The sequence below is a fragment of the Xanthobacter sp. DMC12 genome, assembly GCF_056314105.1.
Window position 1 is genome coordinate 217,607 of the sequence record NZ_JBQUYZ010000004.1, and the last position, 16,971, is coordinate 234,577.

Here is a 16,971-nt window from a genome sequence, read left to right on the forward strand (position 1 = left end):
TCAGGCGTCCACCGGCACGCCCATGTCGAAATTGTGCCCGGGGAAGTATTTGGCGAGACGGTAATCCCCGGTGCGCGCATGCGCCTCCATGCCCTCCAGCCGCGAGATTCGGGCGGTGACCTGGGCGATGGTCTTGCAGGCATCCCGGCTCATCTGCTGCCAGGTGAGCGGCTTCAGGAACTTGTGCACCGACAGCCCGGCCGAATAGCGGGCCGCGAACTTGGTGGGCAGGATGTGGTTTGGGCCGGACGTCTTGTCGCCGAACGCCACCGTGGTCTCCTCGCCGAGGAAGAGCGAGCCGTAATTGGTCAGGGCGTCGCGCCACCAGCCGAGGTCGGCGGCATGAACCTCCAGGTGCTCCGAGGCGTAGCGGTCCGACACCTCCACCAGCTCCTCGCGGGTGTCGCAGACGATCACCTCGCCATAGTCGCGCCAGGCGGCGGCCGCCGCATCGCGCGCGGTGGGCGGCAGGTCGGCGATGAGGCCGGGCACGCTGCGCATCACCTCCTCCGCAAGCGCGCGGGACGAGGTGAAGAGCCATGCGGGGCTCTCGTGGCCGTGCTCGGCCTGGCCCACGAGGTCCACTGCCACCATCAGGGGATCGGCGGTCTCGTCGGCGATCACCGCCACCTCGGACGGGCCGGCGAACACGTCGATGCCCACCTTGCCGAACAGCATGCGCTTCGCCTCGGCGACGAACTTGTTGCCGGGTCCGACGATGATATCGGCCGGCTTGCCAGTGAACAGGCCGTAGGCCATGGCGGCGATAGCCTGCACGCCGCCGAGGGTCATCACCACATCCGCGCCGGCCACCATCATGGCGTAGAGCACATAAGGATGGATGCCGCCCCCGCGATAGGGCGTGGAGCAGGCGACCACGGTGCCGACACCCGCTGCCTTCGCCGTGGCCACCGACATGTAGGCGGACGCGATATGCGCGTATCGGCCAGTGGGCACGTAGCAACCGGCGACGTTGCATGGCACCAGCTTCTGCCCCGCGGTGAGGCCGGGCAGAAGCTCCACGGAGAAGTCCTTCACGCTCTCACGCTGGGCGTCGGCGAAGCGGCGCACCTGATCGGCGGCGAAGGCGATGTCGCGGCGCACCTGATCGGGCACCTCGCGGGCGCGGCGCTCCATCTCCTCGCGGGTAACGAGGATGGGACCATCCCACTTGTCCAGCTTGAGGGCATACTCGCGAACCGCCTCCTCGCCCCGGCGCTCGATCTCGCCCAGCATGGCGGTGACGACCTCGCGGGCCGTTCCCGTCTCGGTCTCGGGAGTCTTGCTCGCGCGCTTCAGGTATTCGATGGCCATTTCAGTGCTCCATGGCGCCGGGGAGGAGACGTCCTGCCGTCCGGGCTTCAGTTGGTCGTGTCGAATTCGGTGGCGAAAGCCTTGAGCTTGGGGTCGGCGGCGACCATCCGCATGAAGCTGTCGTCCACGTAGGACTTCGCCTCGGGCGCCGTGGGAATGGTGCCGACCTCCGCCATGAAGGCGCCGATCCGGCCGAGCCAGCCGTCGAGGGCGGACGGTCCCTTGGCGCGATCCATCAGGCGGAGCTGTTCGGTGAGCGCGAAGGTGGGCCGCAAAGCGAATTCCTGCTCGATGGCGGAATCCGAGGCCTCGACGCCGCCGATGGCATAGAAGGCCTTGGTCATGGCATGCGCCTCCTTCGGATGCGCCTTGGCCCAGCCCCAGGCCCGCAGGTAGACGGCGGCCACCTTGGCCACGAGGTCCGGATGCTCCTTGGCGAAGGCGGGACGCACCACCAGCGCGCCGGGCACAATGGCGCCGGCATCCGCGCCGGAGCACAGCACCTTGGCGCCGGCCTTTTCTTCCAGCGTATAGGTGTAGGGCGCCCACACCCCCACCACCTCAGCATTGTTGGCCATGGCGGCGGAGATGATCTGCGCCTGTCCGAGATTGACGAACTGCATGTCGGAGGACTTCAGCCCCCACTTGGCGAGGCAGTTGCGCGCCGCGTAGTCCGCCGTGGAATTGGTGGTGAGCAGCAGCTTCTGCCCCTTCAGGGCAGACGGGTCCTTCTGCAGCGCCGCCACCTTGTCGGCACGGGTCATCAGCGCGTTGGTCTTGGATTCATCGTTGGTGATGCCCACCGTGACCAGCCCGAAGCGCGCGGCGCCCAGCACCGCCGGAACCGAGCCCGTGCCGCCCACGTCCCACGATCCCGCCTGCGCCGCCGCCACCTGCGGCGCACCCGCCGGGAAGGTGACGAAGCTCGCGTCGAGCCCCACCTCCTTCCACCAGCCCTTCTCGGTGGCGATGTAGAACGGCAGAGCCCAGTAGAGCGACGGCTGGTAGGAGATGCTGATCTTGGTCAGCCCCTCGGCCCGTGCCGGTGCGGCCGGCGCGACCAGGGTCGCCGAGAGGGCGGCGAGCGCCGCCGCGAGGAAGGCGTGCCTGCGCGCGGGGCGTTTGAACGGCGTGTCCTTGGCCTTGGTCATGCGTGTCTCTCCCTGGTGCTGCCGGTGGTCCGGCCTGTTCTGGAGCGCGTGCCGAGGCGCCGTGCTCCCTTTTTCAACGCCGTCAGTGCGCGGCGCCGGTCTTTTCCTCGCGGAGCGATCGCCAGATGTGGGTGCGCAGGTGGACGAAGGATTCGAGGTCCATCACGTCCTCGATGCGGCTGTAGCGCTCCCAGCCCTCCGCCTCGCGGATCGACTTCACGTCCACGATCTCCTTCAGGCGGCCGGGGCGGCGGGTCATGATCGCCACGCGATCGGCGAGATAGACCGCCTCTTCCACGCCGTGGGTGATGAACAGCACCGTGCGCGGATTGCGCCGTGCGAGGCGCACCAGCTCTTCCTGCATCACCACGCGGGTCTGCGCGTCGAGGGCGCCGAAGGGCTCGTCCATCAGCAGCACCTGGGGATCGAGCACATAGGCGCGGGCGATGGCCACGCGCTGCTGCATCCCGCCCGAGAGCTGATGCGGATAGGCGCCCTCGTAGCCGTTGAGGCCGATCAGCTCGACCGCCTCCATGACGCGGATGCGCCGCTCTTCGCGCGGCATGTTGCGGTTGCGCAGGCCCAGTTCGATGTTCTCGACCACCGTCTTCCACGGGAAAAGCGCGAACTGCTGGAACACCACTGCGCGGTCCGGCCCCGGCTCCCGCACCTCGGCATTGCCCACCAGAACGCGTCCGGAGGTGGGAAACTCGAAGCCCGCGGCGAGCCTCAGGCAGGTGGTCTTGCCGCAGCCGGAGGGGCCGACGATGGCAAGGAATTCCTTGTCGGCGATGGCAAGGTCCACGTCGTCCAACGCCTTCACCTGGCCGGCGCCGAAACTCTTGCTCACGGCATCGAAGCGGATGGAGCTCATCTTGTCCTCTCAGGCTCGCGCGAGGCGGTTGTGGATGCGCGCCTCGAGGGCACGAAGGGCGATGTCGATGAGGACGCCGACGAGGCCGATGGCGGCCATGCCGACCATCACGGTCGCGGTGGCGACGCCGCTCTGGGCCTGCACCATCATGTAGCCGACGCCGGTGGAGGCCACGATCAGTTCGGCGCCCACCAGCGACTGCCAGCCGAGACCGGCACCGATCCGAAGGCCCGCCACGATCGAAGGGGTGGCGGCCGGCAGCAGCACTTCCAGGATCAGGCGATGGGTCGGCGTGCCCAGCATCTCGGCGGCCTCGATGTAGCGCGGGTCTACCTGACGGGCGCCGCGATAGGCGTTGAGCAGGCAGGGGGGAAAGGCGCCGGAGAAGATGATGAGAACGGGGCCGCCGAAGCCGGTGCCGAACCACAGCGCCGCGAACGGCACCCAGGCGATGGGGGCGATGAAGCGGAGGGCGTCGAACAGCGGCGAGACGATGTCGTCGAGCAGCCGGAAGCGTCCCATGAGCAGGCCCAGCGGCACGCCCACCGCCACCGCGAGCAGGTAGCCGGCGGAAAAGCGCTGCAGGCTGGAGGCGAGATGCTGCGGCAGCGTGCCCCCCGCGAACGAGGTGTGGAGCAGCGCCACCAGCCGCTCGGCCACCTCCAGCGGTCCGGGAAGGAAGGCCTTGCCCACAAGCCCGCTGGCTGCGACCAGAGCCCACAGGCCGAAGAAGCCGACGAGACCGGCGAGGCCCAGCACCATGCGCCGGGCAGGATCCAGCGCGCCGGTCATGCCGTCTCTCCCTTGATGCGGACCCAGGTCAGGGTGCGGCGCTCCACAAGCCCCAAAAGAGCGGTGGTGAGCGCGCCGAAGATGGCCACGCAGATCATGCCCACAAGGATCATGCCGGGATAAAGGTCCTGCTGGGCAAGGTTGAGCAGGTGGCCGAGCCCCGCGAGGGCGCCCACGAGTTCAGCCGCCACCAGCGTGGTCCAGCTCGCCTGCAGGGACAGGCGCAGGCCGGTGAAGATCATCGGCGCGGCGCCGGGCACCACCACCTCGCGGATGAAGCGGCCATGCGGTGTGCCCAGCATCCGCGCGGCTTCGATCAGCGGGCGCTCGATGGTGCGCACACCGGCCTGGGTGTTGATGACCGAAGGCACGAAAGCCGCGAAGAAGATGACCATGATCTTGGCCGTGTCCCCGAGCCCGAACCACAGGATGGCGAGCGGGATCCAGGCCAAGGGCGGAATGGGGCGCAGCAGCATGAACACCGGGTTCAGCACCGCCTCGGCGGTCGCACTGGTGCCCATCAGGAGGCCGAGGGGCACCCCCACCGCCACCGACACCACGAAGCCCAGCGCCACCAGCTTCAGCGATTGCAGCACATGCACGACGAGCGTTGCGTCGCCGTAGCCCCGCACCATGGCCTGGAGGCCTGCGGTCCAGGTATCGGCCGGCGTCGGGAAACGTCCCGGTGAGATCAGCCCGTTGGCGCCGGTGGCCATGAACCACGCGAGCACCAGCAAGCCGAGCGTCGTCACGCCGATGGCGGACCTGCGCCCGAGCGGCATTCGTCTCCTCCCGTCATTGCGTGCTCCATCTGCGGGAGCATCGGCACGCTGCGGACCGCCGTTCTGCGGTTCATGCAAGCGCTTACATGAAAGCTATCATCGGACCTCCGAGTGTCAAGCGGCGATCCGGAGAAGATCCATATTTTCACTGCTGCGCTGCGGTAAATGCCGTGCGCGCAAAGGGCTGCAAGCGCATTCATCCCTGTTCATCGCAGTCGCGGGCTGGCATGATGACAACCATGAATCGCAAGGCGCGGGCGACGCTTCAGGATGTAGCTCAGCTGGCCGGGGTTTCCACGGCCACGGTCTCGCGCGCCCTCTCGCATCCCGACCTGGTGCAGGAGGAAACCCTGGCGCGCGTGAGCGACGCCATCGCGCGGCTGAACTACGTGCCGGGCGGCGCGGCGCGCGCCCTCGCCTCGGGCAAGACGCTGACCATTGGCGCGGTGGTACCCACCCTCGATCACGCCATCTTCGCCCGCGCCATCCAGGCCATGCAGACCGAGCTTGCGGGCAACGGCTATCAGCTCCTGGTCGCCGCCCACGATTACGCCCCGGCGCAAGAGGCCGCGGCGGTGCGGGCGATGCTGGCGCGTGGCGTCGACGCGCTGATGGTGGTGGGCGCGGACCATCTGGAGGAGACCTGGGCGCTGCTCACCAGCGCCTCCGTTCCGGTCGTGCTGTCCTGGTCGTTCGACCCGCGGCTGCCGTCCATCGGCTTCGACAATGAAAAGGCCGGGCGGCTCATCGCCGAACACCTTCTCGACCTCGGTCATCGCCGCTTCGGGATGATCTCCGGCTTCGTCCAAACCAACGACCGCGCCCGCTCCCGCGTCGCCGGGGTCCGCGCCGCCCTCGCCGCGCGCGGGATCGAGCTGCCTTCCTCCTGCGTGGTGGAGGCCCCTTTCACCCTCGCCGGCGGTCGCGCGGGGCTCGCCGAACTGATGGCGCGGGCGGCGCCGCCGACAGCCGTGGTCTGCGGCAACGATCTTCTCGCCGCCGGCGCGTTGTTCGAGGCCCAGGCGAGCGGCATCGCTGTGCCCGGCGCGCTTTCGGTCGTGGGCATCGACAATCTGGAAATCGCCGCCCACCTCGCCCCGCCACTGACCACGGTTCATCTGCCGACGACCGAGCTCGGGCGCACGGTGGCGCGCCATCTGCTCGCCCGCCTCCGCAGCGAAGCGCAGCCGCAGCGCGTGGAACTGCCCATCGAATTGGTGATCCGCCGATCGGCGACGGCCCCGGCGGCAAGCACGGCTCTGGCCCGGGAGCCGTCCTGAAGGCCTGCAGTGTTCCGCGCGCCTCATCTCACGACAGAACAGGCTTGAATTCACCGGTATGGGGGCGCCATCTGGCGGCTGGACAGGGTGGACCGCATCATGAGGATTGAGAGCGGCGCGCCGTGCGCCGCCGACGACTGGCCGATTGTTGCAGCATTCGCAGTGCGGGAGGCGCGCCTCGGCGCGTGGTTCTCGGCGCGCGGGCCGGCGATGGCGGGCCTCTACGAGTTCCTGCGCTTTGGCATCAAACAGGGCTGGGCGTGCCTGTTCGGCGGCATCCTCCTCGCGCTCATCATCGCGACGCGGCTCTGGTATCCGCAGCACGCCGCTCTGCCTCGCTACGACGCGCTGGTGATCGCGGCAGCGCTCGTGCAGATCGCCCTCCTCGCATTCCGACTGGAGACGCTGGAGGAGGCGAAGGTGATCCTCATCTTCCACATCGTCGGCACGGCGATGGAGCTGTTCAAGACGGCCGTGGGCTCCTGGCATTACCCGGAGGCGAGCCTTCTGCGGCTCGCCGGCGTGCCGCTGTTCACGGGCTTCATGTATGCGGCGGTGGGCAGCTATATCGCCCGCGCCTGGCGGCTCTTCGACTTCCGCTTCACCGGTCATCCGCCGCTCTGGACGCTGGGCCTGCTCTCCGCCGCCATCTATCTCAATTTTTTCACCGACCACTGGGGCCTTGATGGACGATGGCTGCTGCTGGCGGCGGCGGTGGTGCTGTTTCGCCGGACGGTGATCCACTTCAAGGTCTGGAGGGTGCATCGGCGAATGCCGCTGCTGCTCGGCTTCTTCCTCGTGGCGCTGTTCATCTGGTTCGGCGAGAACATCGGCACGGGCGCCGGCGCGTGGCTCTATCCCCACCAAACGAAGGGCTGGGCCATGGTGTCGCCGGCCAAGCTCACCTCGTGGTTCCTCCTGATGCTCATCTCCTACACGCTCGTCGCCGCCGCCCTGTGGCGCACCACCGAGACCGCCGCCCAGCCGGCGCCTGAAGGGAACCCGGCGTGACCCACGTCCGAAAGGACAGGCTTCACCGCGCCGGCCTCCATCTCGCCGCAGCGCTGGTGGTGATGGTGGGCGGCCTCGTCTGGCGCCTCGTGCCATTGGGGCTGCCGGACTTCTTCCTCAACTACGGCGGGGGCGTGCTGTGGGGCGCCATGGTGCTGCTGATCGTCGGGGCCGCAACGGACAAGACGCGCTGGTGGGTCGCGCCAGTAGCGGCCGCGTCCATTGCGCTGGCGGCGGAGCTGTTCCGCCTCTACCACGCACCCACCCTCGACGCCTTCCGCGCTACTTTGGCCGGCGCACTGCTGCTGGGCCGCATCTTCAACCCGTGGAACATCGTGGCCTACTGGCTCGGCATAGCCCTCGTCCTGCCGCTTCATCTGGCCATCGGACGGATGCGGCAGAGGTGATATCCCCAGGGCTGGAGGGTCCGAGATGTGGTTCATGGTGGTGTTCCCGCTGGTCCTGCTCGCAGTCTGGTGGAGAGACGCACTGCGTATCGGCCGCGACGGTCACGTGTGGTGTGCCATCCTGCTCGTCCTCGGCAGCCTCGGCTTCTTTGGCCCCTTTCTTCTGGCCGCCACCGGCGACCTGCTGAACCATGTGGAGCTTCCGGCCTTCTTCGACACGAAAGCGATCGCGGGACCAGACTCGACCACGATCACGGCATCCATGCCCTTGGCGCGCATCCAGAGATACGACCGCGACGGCCGCTTCCTGAACGGCTGGTTCGCCAACAACGGCGGCGGGCAGTTTGCCCTCGGCCTGACACGGGAGGGAGCAATCGCCCTCGCATCGAGGCGCACCAAGGAAGTCGAATTCTTCAACTCGGATGGCTCCGTCGCAGCGCCGCCGCGTCCGTTTACGGGGGGCGGAGAGCCTATGCAGGACCTGCTGTGGCCCGGGACACTCTCGTTGAAAGGCGTGGTGTTCGCCCAACCCGTCCAGGTGGCAGGACCACCCCCGCACTTGCTGACAGTGGTGCTATTTCCCTTCTGGCACCCGCTTCTTGCGTGGGTCCTCGGCGGCATGGGCATGATTTGCGTCTGGCGCAGCCGCAAACTCGCCTCCTCGTCTGATTCCCGGCCGCCGGCCGGGGCTCGGTAGCAAACCGCACGCGCCACCCCTTGCCGGTGAAGACGCCGCTGGCATGTGGGCAACGCCATCGTCGGCGATGCACTGCCCTATCTGCCGCCCTGCCTCCTGAGCGCATCAACGGCCCGAAAGATCGCCTTCGCCTCGGCCCTGGCGTCGAACGGCGCTGCATCGCGGCCCCGCCCGTAGAGGCGCGCGTCGAGGCGCGCCGTCTCTTGCCCGCTCAGCGGCAGTCCGAGTAAGCGCCACCGGCGCAGGTGGCGCTCCACCGCGCGGCGGAGCGCGAACGGCTCGCCGGTCCGCGCCGCCCGGCGCACGGCGATACGGGTGGGGTCCACGGGCGAGAGCCGCCCGAGCACTCTCAGTGCCTCGTCCCGCTGGCGCGGTGTGAGGCCCACGAGGACCAGCACGAATCCCGCCATCAGCCCGCTGGCGACGGCCAGCGCCGCGGCGCGTATCTGCCCGGCGGGCAAATGCCCGGTGCCGCCGACCCCGGCATAGATGCTGGCATAGCCGAAGGGTATCGCCGGGATTTCCGCCGTGCGCATCTGCCGTGCCCCGGTATCGAACCAGGGGATGGCGATGGCCGGAAGCACGGCGGGGTCGCCGGTGCTCGGCCTCAGGTGCCATTCCCATGTCACCGTTGTCACCGGCCCGTCCGGCGTCAGGCGCTGCGTACGCGCCTCCGGCGCCGCGAAGCTGATGAGCCAGGGCGCGCGCACAATGGGGCGCGGCGGCACCAGATGCGACGGTGCCCCCACCGCCTCGATGGTAACGCGGCGGACCAGGGTTTCCCCATCGCGCAGCTTACCGGGCTCGGTGGACAGCGCGTCGGTGACGGTGAGGCCCCGCGCCGCGAGCATCGACCCCTCGGCCGGAAACGGTGCCACCGCCACAGTGACGGGCTCCGCCGTAACCGGCAGCTCCTCCCGCGGCGCATCGGTGCCCACCACGGTCAGCCGGTGCGTCACCGGCCCGATGGTGAGCGGACCGGCATGGCGGGGGAACACCGCGATGCGCCGCTCGAACACGCGGACGGCCCGCCCTTCCACCTGCTCCGTCCGCCACTGGTCACGGGCGAGCTGCATCCAGTCATAGTCGGGGGAATCCGGAAAGCTCAGCTTTTCCAGCGTGATCTGCCGCTCATATTCGCCGCGCACGGTGACGGGGATCATCTCGCCCGCCACCGGTCGCATCTCGGGGATGATCAGCCGTAAATTCTCGGCGCGGGCGCCGCCGGCCAGAGACAGGAGGACGAGAAGGCAAAGCGCACGGATCGTCATGGTGCGTCTCCATCCCGCCCGATCAGGCCGAGCGCCGCCCGCCGCTCGAATTCCTTGCGCAGGCGCAGGCGCAGGTACGCGCCGGGATCGTCGGCGATGGTGTCGAGCCAGGCATCGGAGGCGACGATCCCGCGTGCCTCGATCGGCTTCTTCAGCTCCGGGTCGGGCGTGGCCGCGACGCCGTCGCCCTTGTTCGCGGATGCAATTCCGACAGCAGCCGGGATATGGCCGCGAACGACGCTAACGCCCACCGTCTTGGGCGCCAGCGCATCGATCATCTCGCGCAGCCGGCGCGCCTCGGCGTCCGCCGGGTCCACGAACAGCACGGCGTCCAGATAGGCGACGGACAGCGCGTAGCGGCCGGTCGCCGCAAGGGTCAGGGCACGGTTGAAGGTCTCGCTGCGGCCGGCCTCCGCGAAGGCCGCGTCCGCGGCGGAATAATCGCCCGCCCGGTAGAAGGCGATGCCCCGCGCCGCCGCATCATCCTGCCAGCGCGCCGTCCCCGGCGCCCCGGCCCAGAAAGCAAGCCGCGCAAGTGAGGACGGCCCCGCAAGCATGAGGCAGGCGAGGCCCGCCGCCGCCATGAGGAGGATGCGCCGTGCCGGGGAAAGGCCGCTCATGCGCGCCTCCGGAACAGGGCGAGGAACGGGACGAGCGCGAGCGCCGCGACCAAGGGGCCGAGATCCTGGAACGCAAGCCCCGCCGCCCGCCCGTCGCGCGTCAACGTCGCCGAACCGGACAGGCGGTCGATGACCGGTCGGGGCGCGCGGGCCGGGGCGGCTGCGACGCCCAGCGCCTCCAGCGACGCGGCTTTGTCGCTCCCCGCGCCCAAGGCGAGGGTGAAGAGGCGGATGCCGCCCGTGGCGAGCCGCGCGGCCTCGGTGCGCGCGGCGGCATCGATGCCGCCGCCGTCCGAGATCAGCACGAGATCGGCGTCCGGCGTCCCCTCCAGCATGCGGCGGGCGAGCCGCAGCGCAGCGGCCGGCCGGGCGCCGCTGCTCGGCATGGTATCGGGGCCAAGCACGGCGATCAGGCTCTCCAGCACCGCGGGATCAGCCGTCGGTGCCGCCACGTCATAGCCCTCGTCGGAATAGAGGATGAGGCCCACCGGCCGCCCGGCTGCCGCGGCCATGATGCCGGCGGCGGCGGCCTGCGCATCGGCCAGCGTCGCTCCGGCGACGCCGGGCGACAGGCCGATGGCCACCAGAACGGCGCCGGCCCCGGCCAGTTGCGGGGCATCCGCGCGCGGGATCGCGGGTCCGGCAAGGCCTAGGCCGACCAGCGCCGCCGCCACCACCGGCATCCGGCTGGCGCTGGCATCGTCCCGTCGCAGATGGCCGAGGGCGCGCATCGCCGCCAGCATGGCGGGCGTCATCACCCGCCCCCAGCCATCCGCCACAGGGCCGCGTCGCCACAGCCAGAAGGCCAGCGCGGCAAGCAGCGGCAAAGCGGCGAGCCACCACGGGCGGAGCAGGACGAAACTACTCATGAACGCCTCCCCATGGCCGGCAGGAGGGCCAACAGAGCGGCGAAGACGAGCGCCGCCGCCGCGGGCCACATCCAGAGGGAGCGCCAGTACAGGACCGGGGGGCGTCGCATGGGGTTCGGCTCCAACCGGTCCAGGGTCGCGGCCACGTCCATCAGATCGTCGAGGGTGCGCACCCGGAAACTCGCCCCGCCGCCGGCCTCGGCGGTGGCCCTGAGGCCGGCGACATCCACCGCATCGCTGGCGTCCGGCTGGCTCTCCAGATCGTCCGGCCCCAGGGCAATGGTGTGCACGCGGATGCCGTGGCGCGCCGCAAGCCGCGCCGCGTCGCTCGCCAGCACCTTGCCCGAGGTGTCGATGCCGTCCGAGAGCAGGATCACCGCTTTGGACTTGGTATCACTGCGGGAGAGGCGGCGGACGGCGAGGCCGAGCCCGTCGGAAATTGCCGTGGAAAGACCGGAGATGCCGATCTGCAGCGTATCCACGGCGCGGGCCGTGGACGCCACGTCGAAGGTGGGCGGCTGCACCACATAGGCCCGGTCGCCGAAGACGACGAGGCCGATCCTGTCGCCCTGCCGGCCGGCAATGAAGCGCGTCGCGACCGCCTTGACCGCGTCGAGCCGCGACAGCGGCCGGCCGTCGAGCACGAAGTCCGTCTTCGCCATGCTCCCCGACAGGTCGAGGGCGAGGATGATCTCCCGGCCGGACGCGGTAGCGAGGCTCACGGGAGCGGCGACGCGCGGCCCGGCCAGCGCCACCACCAGCGCGATCCAGGCGCCCACGCGCAGCAGGGCCGCGGCGGGGTCGTGGCGCAGGCCGGACGGGGCGGCGGCGGCGAAGGCGGCGGCATCGACGGCGAGCGAAGCCATCGCCGGCGCCCGCGCCGCGAGGATGTGCCGGACCAGCCACGGCAGGGGCAGGAGCAGCAGGACGAGGGGAAAAGCGAGGCTCATCGGCGCGCGCGCCTCGCCTTCAGGGCGATCCGCTCGATGGCCTCGTCTCCGGGCGGCGGGGCGGCGCCGTAGGCGGCGGGGCGCAGGTCGTCCGGCAGGTGCCCGAGGATGCGAGCGATGGCGAGCAGCCGCGCCTGGGGCTCTAGGGAACGCAGCGCCCGGAGCCGCGCGCGGAGCGGGATGCGCTGCGCGAGGAGCGGCAGCACGAGGGCGCAGCACAGCGCACCGAGGAGCAGGCCGAGGCCGAACAGGGCGACGAGATCGGTCGCATGGAGCGCCATCAGGGAGGGCGGCAGGCGCCCCTCCGGCAAAGCGGCGATCAGCTCAGCCTGCGTCATCCGGGAGCACCTCGAGGCTGACATTCAGGCCGGCCATGCGGTCGGCCTGCGGCGCGGGATCGAACGGCCGGAGCCGCGCCAGCCGCTGGTCCGGGCCGGCATGGATCGGCAAAGGCGCGGCGGGTGGAGCCATCTCGACCGGATCGAGCGGAAGCAGCACGCGCACCCGTCGCTGACGCGCGAGGCGTGCCAGCGCCGCCTCGTCGGCCGGCCGGATGCCATCCGGACCGGTGGCGATGAGCACCTCCGCGCCCGACGGGACCATGGCCACCGCCCGCGCCAGCACCTCGCGCAGGAACGTCGCCTCGTCCCCCCTCTGGCCCGCCGCGAGCGCGCGGTCGTGGCTGTCGGCCAGCATGCGGCTGATGCGGCCCATCTGCGTTACCCCAGCGCCTGCGGCGGCGACGGCAACGCCGGACGCATCGAGGCTGATGGCGGCGAGGACGGCGCGGCGCGCCGCCGCCTGCCAGCCGCGCCGCGCCAGAACGCGGGCGGCGCGCACCGAGCGCAGGCTGTCCCCGGTGCCCCACAACATGGACGGCCGGAAATCGGCGATCAGCAGCACCGTGTCATCGCGCTCCTCGTGGAAGCTGCGGATGTGCGGCGCGCCGGTGCGGGCGGTGGCGGCGGGATCGATCCGCCGGAAGTCGTCGCCTTCGGCGAAGGCCCGGATTTCGCGAAGGTCCATGCCGGAGCCGGCGGGACGCGCCTGCACCGCGCCGGGGCGCCGCGTCACCGGGCGGTGGCGGGCGCGCGGCAGGCGCGTGTCGCGCAGCGCGAGCAGTTCCTCCGCGACGAGCCGGATACCGGGCACATCCAGCGCCGCCGTCACCATGGCTCCACCGCCTTCAGGATGTCGGCGACGAGGCTGCGGCCGGTGCGCCCTTCGCCGATGGCCGCCCACGTCGGCACCAGCCGATGGGCCAGCGCGTCGGGCGCGAGGGCGATGACATCCTCGGGCAGGCCGTAGTCGCGCCCCTTCAGCCAGGCGAGGGCCTGCGCCGCCGCGGCCAGCGCCAGCGTGCCGCGCGGCGAGACCGGGTGTTCCACCCACTCGGCAACCACGCCACCGGGCCGCGAGGCCATCACCAGCCGCACGATGAAATCCTTCAGCGCCGGAGCGAGATGGACGGTCGCGACTTCGGCCTTGGCCTGCGCCAGCGTGTCCGGCGACAGCGCGGCCTCCGCCTGCGACGGACCTGCGATCCGCTCCGCGGCGACGAGATCGAGGATCGCGCGTTCCTGCTCGGCCTGGGGCAATCCGAGGGACAGGTGGAGCAGGAAGCGGTCCATCTGGGCTTCGGGCAGGGGAAAGGTGCCCTCGTGCTCGATGGGGTTCTGGGTCGCCACCACCATGAAGGGCTGCGGCAGCGGGCGGGTGACGCCCGAGGATGTCACCTGCCCCTCGGCCATGGCTTCCAGCAGTGCCGACTGCACCTTCGGCGGCGCCCGGTTGATCTCGTCCACCAACACCAGCGCGTGGAACAGCGGACCGGCGACGAAATCGAAGCGTCCGGTCTCCGGCCGGAACACCTGGGTGCCCGTCAGGTCCGAGGGCAGCAGGTCCGGGGTGCATTGGATGCGGGCGTGGCTCCCCGGCAGGCTGGCGGCGAGCCGCTTGACGGCACGGGTCTTGGCGATGCCCGGCGGCCCCTCGATCAGCACGTGCCCGCCGACCAGCAGGGCGATCAACAGCCGCTCAACCAGCGCCTCGTGGCCGATCAGTCCCGCGGCGACGGCGCTGCCGAGGCGGGTGATCGGATGGCTCATGTCGTTCATGCCCGGCGTCTCCCGATGGTACGGGAGAATGCCGGTGCCCGGCGCAGCGCCGCCAGAGAGGCCTTCCCGGCCGGCCCGGGAAGATCTCCCGGATCAGCGGGGAAGACGTGCCGTCGCCCGCATGCCCCCGCCCGACGGCAGCAGCGCGAAGCTTCCGCCGAGCGCATCGACCCGCTCGCGGATGCCGAGCAGGCCGTAGCCGTCGCCCGCCCGGCTATCGGACCGCGCGGCGCCGTCGTCCTCGACGGTCAGGGTGATGGTGTCGGCGACCTCCAGAGTCAGGATGACGCTGCCGGGGCCGCCATGGCGGACGGCATTGGTGAGGCATTCCTGGGCGATGCGGTAGAGGCTGAGGGCGAGGGTGTCCGGCACCGCCTCCATGTCACCCTTCAGCTCCAGCGCGAAGCGGATGGCAGGCACGCGGCTGCGCCAGTCGGCGACGAGCCGTTCCAGCGCGTGGCGCAGGCCCAGGTCGTCGAGGTCGGGCGGGCGCAGGCGGGACAGCTCGGCGCGCAGGCTGTCCATCATCTGGCCGCTGATCTCGGCGATCCGCGCGCCGTCCTCGGCGGAGGATTCCTTCGACTGCGCGATGGCCGTGGCGAGGGCGCGGGTGGCGGTGAGGCACTGGCCGAACTCGTCGTGCAGCTCGCGGGCGAGCGCGCGCCGCTCGCTCTCCTGCATGGTGAACAGGCGGCGCGTCAGCTCGGTGCGCAGGGCCTGCGCCTCCTTGAGCGTCTCCGCCGTATGGTTCAGCGCGGTGCTCAGGCGATCGAACTCGGCGACGTGGAGCGGTGGCAGCCCGGCTGAGAAGTCGCGCCGCTGGAGCCGCTCGATGCCGCTCAGGATGATGCGGAACGGGGCGAGGAGCCGGACCATCAGCAGGCCGGTGAGAATGGAGCCTCCAACCGCCATGCCCACCGCCACCCGCATCAGGTCGCCGGTCCGCGTCCAGGCCCGGCTCATGACGACGCCGGTGTCGGCCGAAGCGGTGACATAGGCATCGGTCAGATAGCGCGTGCGCACCGGCACGGACATGGGCTGAGGCATCAGGCCGAGGTGCCCCGCCAGCCAGACGAACCAGCCCGGCGGCGCAACATCGGCGGCGACATAGGGGCCGCAGCGCCGGTGCAGCGGATTCTCCCGCGCGCCGAGTTCGACGCAGATGCCTGGTGCGATGAGGGTCCAGGCGGGAAAGGCCTGCCAGTCCCGGAACACCGGCACCGGCGCCACGCCACCGAAGGCGAGCCCCTCGAAGCTCGGGCGGGCGGCGATGGCGTCGGCGACGCGGACGGCAGTGGTCGCCACATCCTGCCGCGCCGCCTCCGCCGTGTCCCACAGCACCCAGCCGGCGGCGATCACCACCGTGGCAAGCCCTGCCGCCAGCACGCGCAGCACCAGCTGGGGCAGGAGCCGGCGCATCAGATGGCCGGAACGAGGCCGGACCGCTGAGCCTTCAGCACCAGGTCGGCGTCACCGGCGGCTCCGAGCTTGGCCCGGATCAGCGACAGGTTGTTCTGGACGGTCTTGGAGGAGAGTCCGAGGCTGCGGGCGATGGAGCGGCCGTTCATGCCGCGCGCCACGAGCAGCAGGATCTCGCGCTCACGCGGGGTGAGGCTGGCGATCTCGTCGGTGCCGAGGGAGGTGCGGGCCAGCTCCTGCGCCATGTCGGACGACAGCGCCCGCCGCCCCGCCGCCACCGCCGTGATGGCCTTGACCAGTTCTTCCGGCGGGCTGCTCTTGGATACAAAGCCCCGCGCGCCAGCCGCCATGGCTTTCTGGGCGAAGATGGCGCCCTGGTGCATGGATACGACGATGATCCGCGCCCCTGGATCGCGGTCCACCATCGCCTCCACCGCTGCGAAGCCGCCGCCGCCGGGCATGGAAAGATCCATCAGCACGATATCAGGCGCATGGGCGGCGAAGGCGGCGAGCGCCGCGATCCCGTCGTCCGCCTCGGCCACGACAGAAAGGCCGGGCTGACGGTCGAGCAGCCGGCGGTAGCCCTCGCGCACGATCGGATGATCGTCGACCAGCAAAATGCGGATCAGGTCCATGGGGCGAGGATATCCCTCCGCGGCGCCCGCACAATGGGGCGCTGGCGTCGGGTCAAGGCTCCGCTTGTCTGCCTCCAGCCGGGAAAGAAAGAGGCGCGGCCGCCGGATGGCGGGAGGTCGTCACGCCGAGGTCCTCACGCTCCCCTGCGGGGAGGAGCGCCGGCGGGCCGCGCCAGTTGCCCACCATCCATCGGAGGATTGCCCGGCACGGTCGCGCCATTGCCTGACTGGTGGGATTCGTTGAAAGCCGGGCGGGCGCCCGGCGGGGAGCCGCGAAGGCCCCTCGTCACTTCACACGTTCGAGCTCCAGATGCGGCACGAACTGCCGGCCGGAGGCATCGGTGATCGGCGCCGCCTTGACCTTCAAATGGTCGCCCTCGAGCGTCTCGATGGTGCGCACCAGAGACTGGCCCTGCCACTGGGGAAAAGTCGATTGCCAGACCGAGGTGGTGAAGGTGTGCGCCGCTTCGTCGACGCTGTAGGCGCCACCATAGGCCATGGCGGGTCCGACCGGCTCGGAGGGAACACCGCCGGCCCGCGCCGTCCGGTCCCGGCCGACGATGATGGCGCTGAACTGACCGCCGGGCGTGAAGACGGCGAGCCCCTGCGCCCCGGCTCCCCACGTGTCGCGCCGCGACCCGTCGGCGAATTCGTCGTACACGCTCACGATCTTCCACGCGCCCACGAGGCGGGCGCCGAGCGTGTCTGCGGCGAAGGCCGCGCCCGCACCGCTTATGGCAAGCGCGGCGACGGCAGCGGGGATGAACGTCCTCGGGGACATG

19 protein-coding genes are annotated in these 16,971 nt (G+C 70.6%); 4 read left to right on the plus strand and 15 right to left on the minus strand.

Going from position 1 to position 16,971, the window contains the following annotated elements:
- The 5 genes from hpsN to ACT535_RS16550 form a co-directional block, all read right to left on the minus strand.
- Positions 1-1,314: a sulfopropanediol 3-dehydrogenase gene (gene hpsN / locus ACT535_RS16530; RefSeq protein ID WP_476324535.1), complete on the minus strand. Its 1,314-nt coding sequence runs from the start codon at positions 1,312-1,314 to the stop codon at positions 1-3.
- Between the two features lie 47 nt (positions 1,315-1,361).
- Positions 1,362-2,465: an ABC transporter substrate-binding protein gene (locus ACT535_RS16535; RefSeq protein ID WP_476365254.1), complete on the minus strand. Its 1,104-nt coding sequence runs from the start codon at positions 2,463-2,465 to the stop codon at positions 1,362-1,364.
- Between the two features lie 82 nt (positions 2,466-2,547).
- Positions 2,548-3,339 carry an ABC transporter ATP-binding protein gene (locus tag ACT535_RS16540; protein ID WP_029555401.1) on the minus strand — a complete coding sequence of 264 codons (792 nt, stop codon included), beginning with the start codon at positions 3,337-3,339 and terminating at the stop codon, positions 2,548-2,550.
- A 9-nt stretch (positions 3,340-3,348) separates the two neighbouring features.
- Entirely contained in the window at positions 3,349-4,131 is a 783-nt protein-coding gene (locus ACT535_RS16545) for an ABC transporter permease (protein ID WP_168459490.1), read from the minus strand.
- Complete coding sequence (locus ACT535_RS16550; RefSeq protein WP_168459489.1) at positions 4,128-4,913, minus strand: ABC transporter permease; 786 nt, start codon at positions 4,911-4,913, stop codon at positions 4,128-4,130. The genes ACT535_RS16545 and ACT535_RS16550 overlap by 4 nt, the downstream gene beginning before the upstream one ends.
- Positions 4,914-5,152: 239 nt before the next feature.
- On the opposite strand from ACT535_RS16550, the gene ACT535_RS16555 reads away from it, so the two are divergent.
- From ACT535_RS16555 to ACT535_RS16570, 4 genes are all read left to right on the plus strand, one after another.
- Positions 5,153-6,193 carry a LacI family DNA-binding transcriptional regulator gene (locus ACT535_RS16555; RefSeq protein ID WP_476365255.1) on the plus strand — a complete coding sequence of 347 codons (1,041 nt, stop codon included), beginning with the start codon at positions 5,153-5,155 and terminating at the stop codon, positions 6,191-6,193.
- A 99-nt stretch (positions 6,194-6,292) separates the two neighbouring features.
- The gene (locus tag ACT535_RS16560) at positions 6,293-7,204 is read left to right on the plus strand and encodes a DUF817 domain-containing protein (RefSeq protein ID WP_476365256.1); all 912 of its coding nucleotides are present in this window, start codon (positions 6,293-6,295) and stop codon (positions 7,202-7,204) included.
- Positions 7,201-7,611, plus strand: a complete 411-nt coding sequence (locus ACT535_RS16565) for a ribosomal maturation YjgA family protein (RefSeq protein ID WP_476365257.1) — start codon at positions 7,201-7,203, stop codon at positions 7,609-7,611. The genes ACT535_RS16560 and ACT535_RS16565 overlap by 4 nt, the downstream gene beginning before the upstream one ends.
- 25 nt (positions 7,612-7,636) lie before the next feature.
- The gene (locus ACT535_RS16570; RefSeq protein WP_476365258.1) at positions 7,637-8,308 is read left to right on the plus strand and encodes a hypothetical protein; all 672 of its coding nucleotides are present in this window, start codon (positions 7,637-7,639) and stop codon (positions 8,306-8,308) included.
- Between the two features lie 77 nt (positions 8,309-8,385).
- On the opposite strand, the gene ACT535_RS16575 is transcribed toward ACT535_RS16570, so the two are convergent.
- The 10 genes from ACT535_RS16575 to ACT535_RS16620 all read right to left on the minus strand — a co-directional run bounded on the left by ACT535_RS16575 (position 8,386) and on the right by ACT535_RS16620 (position 16,970).
- A complete protein-coding gene (locus ACT535_RS16575; RefSeq protein ID WP_476365259.1) occupies positions 8,386-9,579 on the minus strand; it encodes a hypothetical protein in 1,194 nt (397 codons plus the stop codon).
- The gene (locus tag ACT535_RS16580) at positions 9,576-10,199 is read right to left on the minus strand and encodes a hypothetical protein (RefSeq protein WP_476365260.1); all 624 of its coding nucleotides are present in this window, start codon (positions 10,197-10,199) and stop codon (positions 9,576-9,578) included. Before ACT535_RS16580 ends, ACT535_RS16575 begins: the two co-directional genes overlap by 4 nt.
- Entirely contained in the window at positions 10,196-11,068 is an 873-nt protein-coding gene (locus tag ACT535_RS16585) for a hypothetical protein (RefSeq protein WP_476365261.1), read from the minus strand. The genes ACT535_RS16580 and ACT535_RS16585 overlap by 4 nt, the downstream gene beginning before the upstream one ends.
- Positions 11,065-12,018: a VWA domain-containing protein gene (locus ACT535_RS16590; protein ID WP_476365262.1), complete on the minus strand. Its 954-nt coding sequence runs from the start codon at positions 12,016-12,018 to the stop codon at positions 11,065-11,067. The genes ACT535_RS16585 and ACT535_RS16590 overlap by 4 nt, the downstream gene beginning before the upstream one ends.
- Positions 12,015-12,356, minus strand: a complete 342-nt coding sequence (locus ACT535_RS16595; RefSeq protein WP_476365263.1) for a hypothetical protein — start codon at positions 12,354-12,356, stop codon at positions 12,015-12,017. Before ACT535_RS16595 ends, ACT535_RS16590 begins: the two co-directional genes overlap by 4 nt.
- On the minus strand, positions 12,343-13,191 hold the full coding sequence (locus ACT535_RS16600; RefSeq protein ID WP_476365264.1) for a DUF58 domain-containing protein: 849 nt from the start codon (positions 13,189-13,191) through the stop codon (positions 12,343-12,345). Before ACT535_RS16600 ends, ACT535_RS16595 begins: the two co-directional genes overlap by 14 nt.
- A complete protein-coding gene (locus tag ACT535_RS16605; protein WP_476365265.1) occupies positions 13,185-14,135 on the minus strand; it encodes an AAA family ATPase in 951 nt (316 codons plus the stop codon). Before ACT535_RS16605 ends, ACT535_RS16600 begins: the two co-directional genes overlap by 7 nt.
- A gap of 93 nt (positions 14,136-14,228) precedes the next feature.
- Positions 14,229-15,554: a histidine kinase gene (locus ACT535_RS16610; protein WP_476365266.1), complete on the minus strand. Its 1,326-nt coding sequence runs from the start codon at positions 15,552-15,554 to the stop codon at positions 14,229-14,231.
- On the minus strand, positions 15,554-16,189 hold the full coding sequence (locus tag ACT535_RS16615; protein WP_168459477.1) for a response regulator transcription factor: 636 nt from the start codon (positions 16,187-16,189) through the stop codon (positions 15,554-15,556). Before ACT535_RS16615 ends, ACT535_RS16610 begins: the two co-directional genes overlap by 1 nt.
- A gap of 286 nt (positions 16,190-16,475) precedes the next feature.
- Complete coding sequence (locus ACT535_RS16620) at positions 16,476-16,970, minus strand: lipocalin-like domain-containing protein (RefSeq protein WP_476365267.1); 495 nt, start codon at positions 16,968-16,970, stop codon at positions 16,476-16,478.
- Position 16,971: the final 1 nt, after the last annotated feature.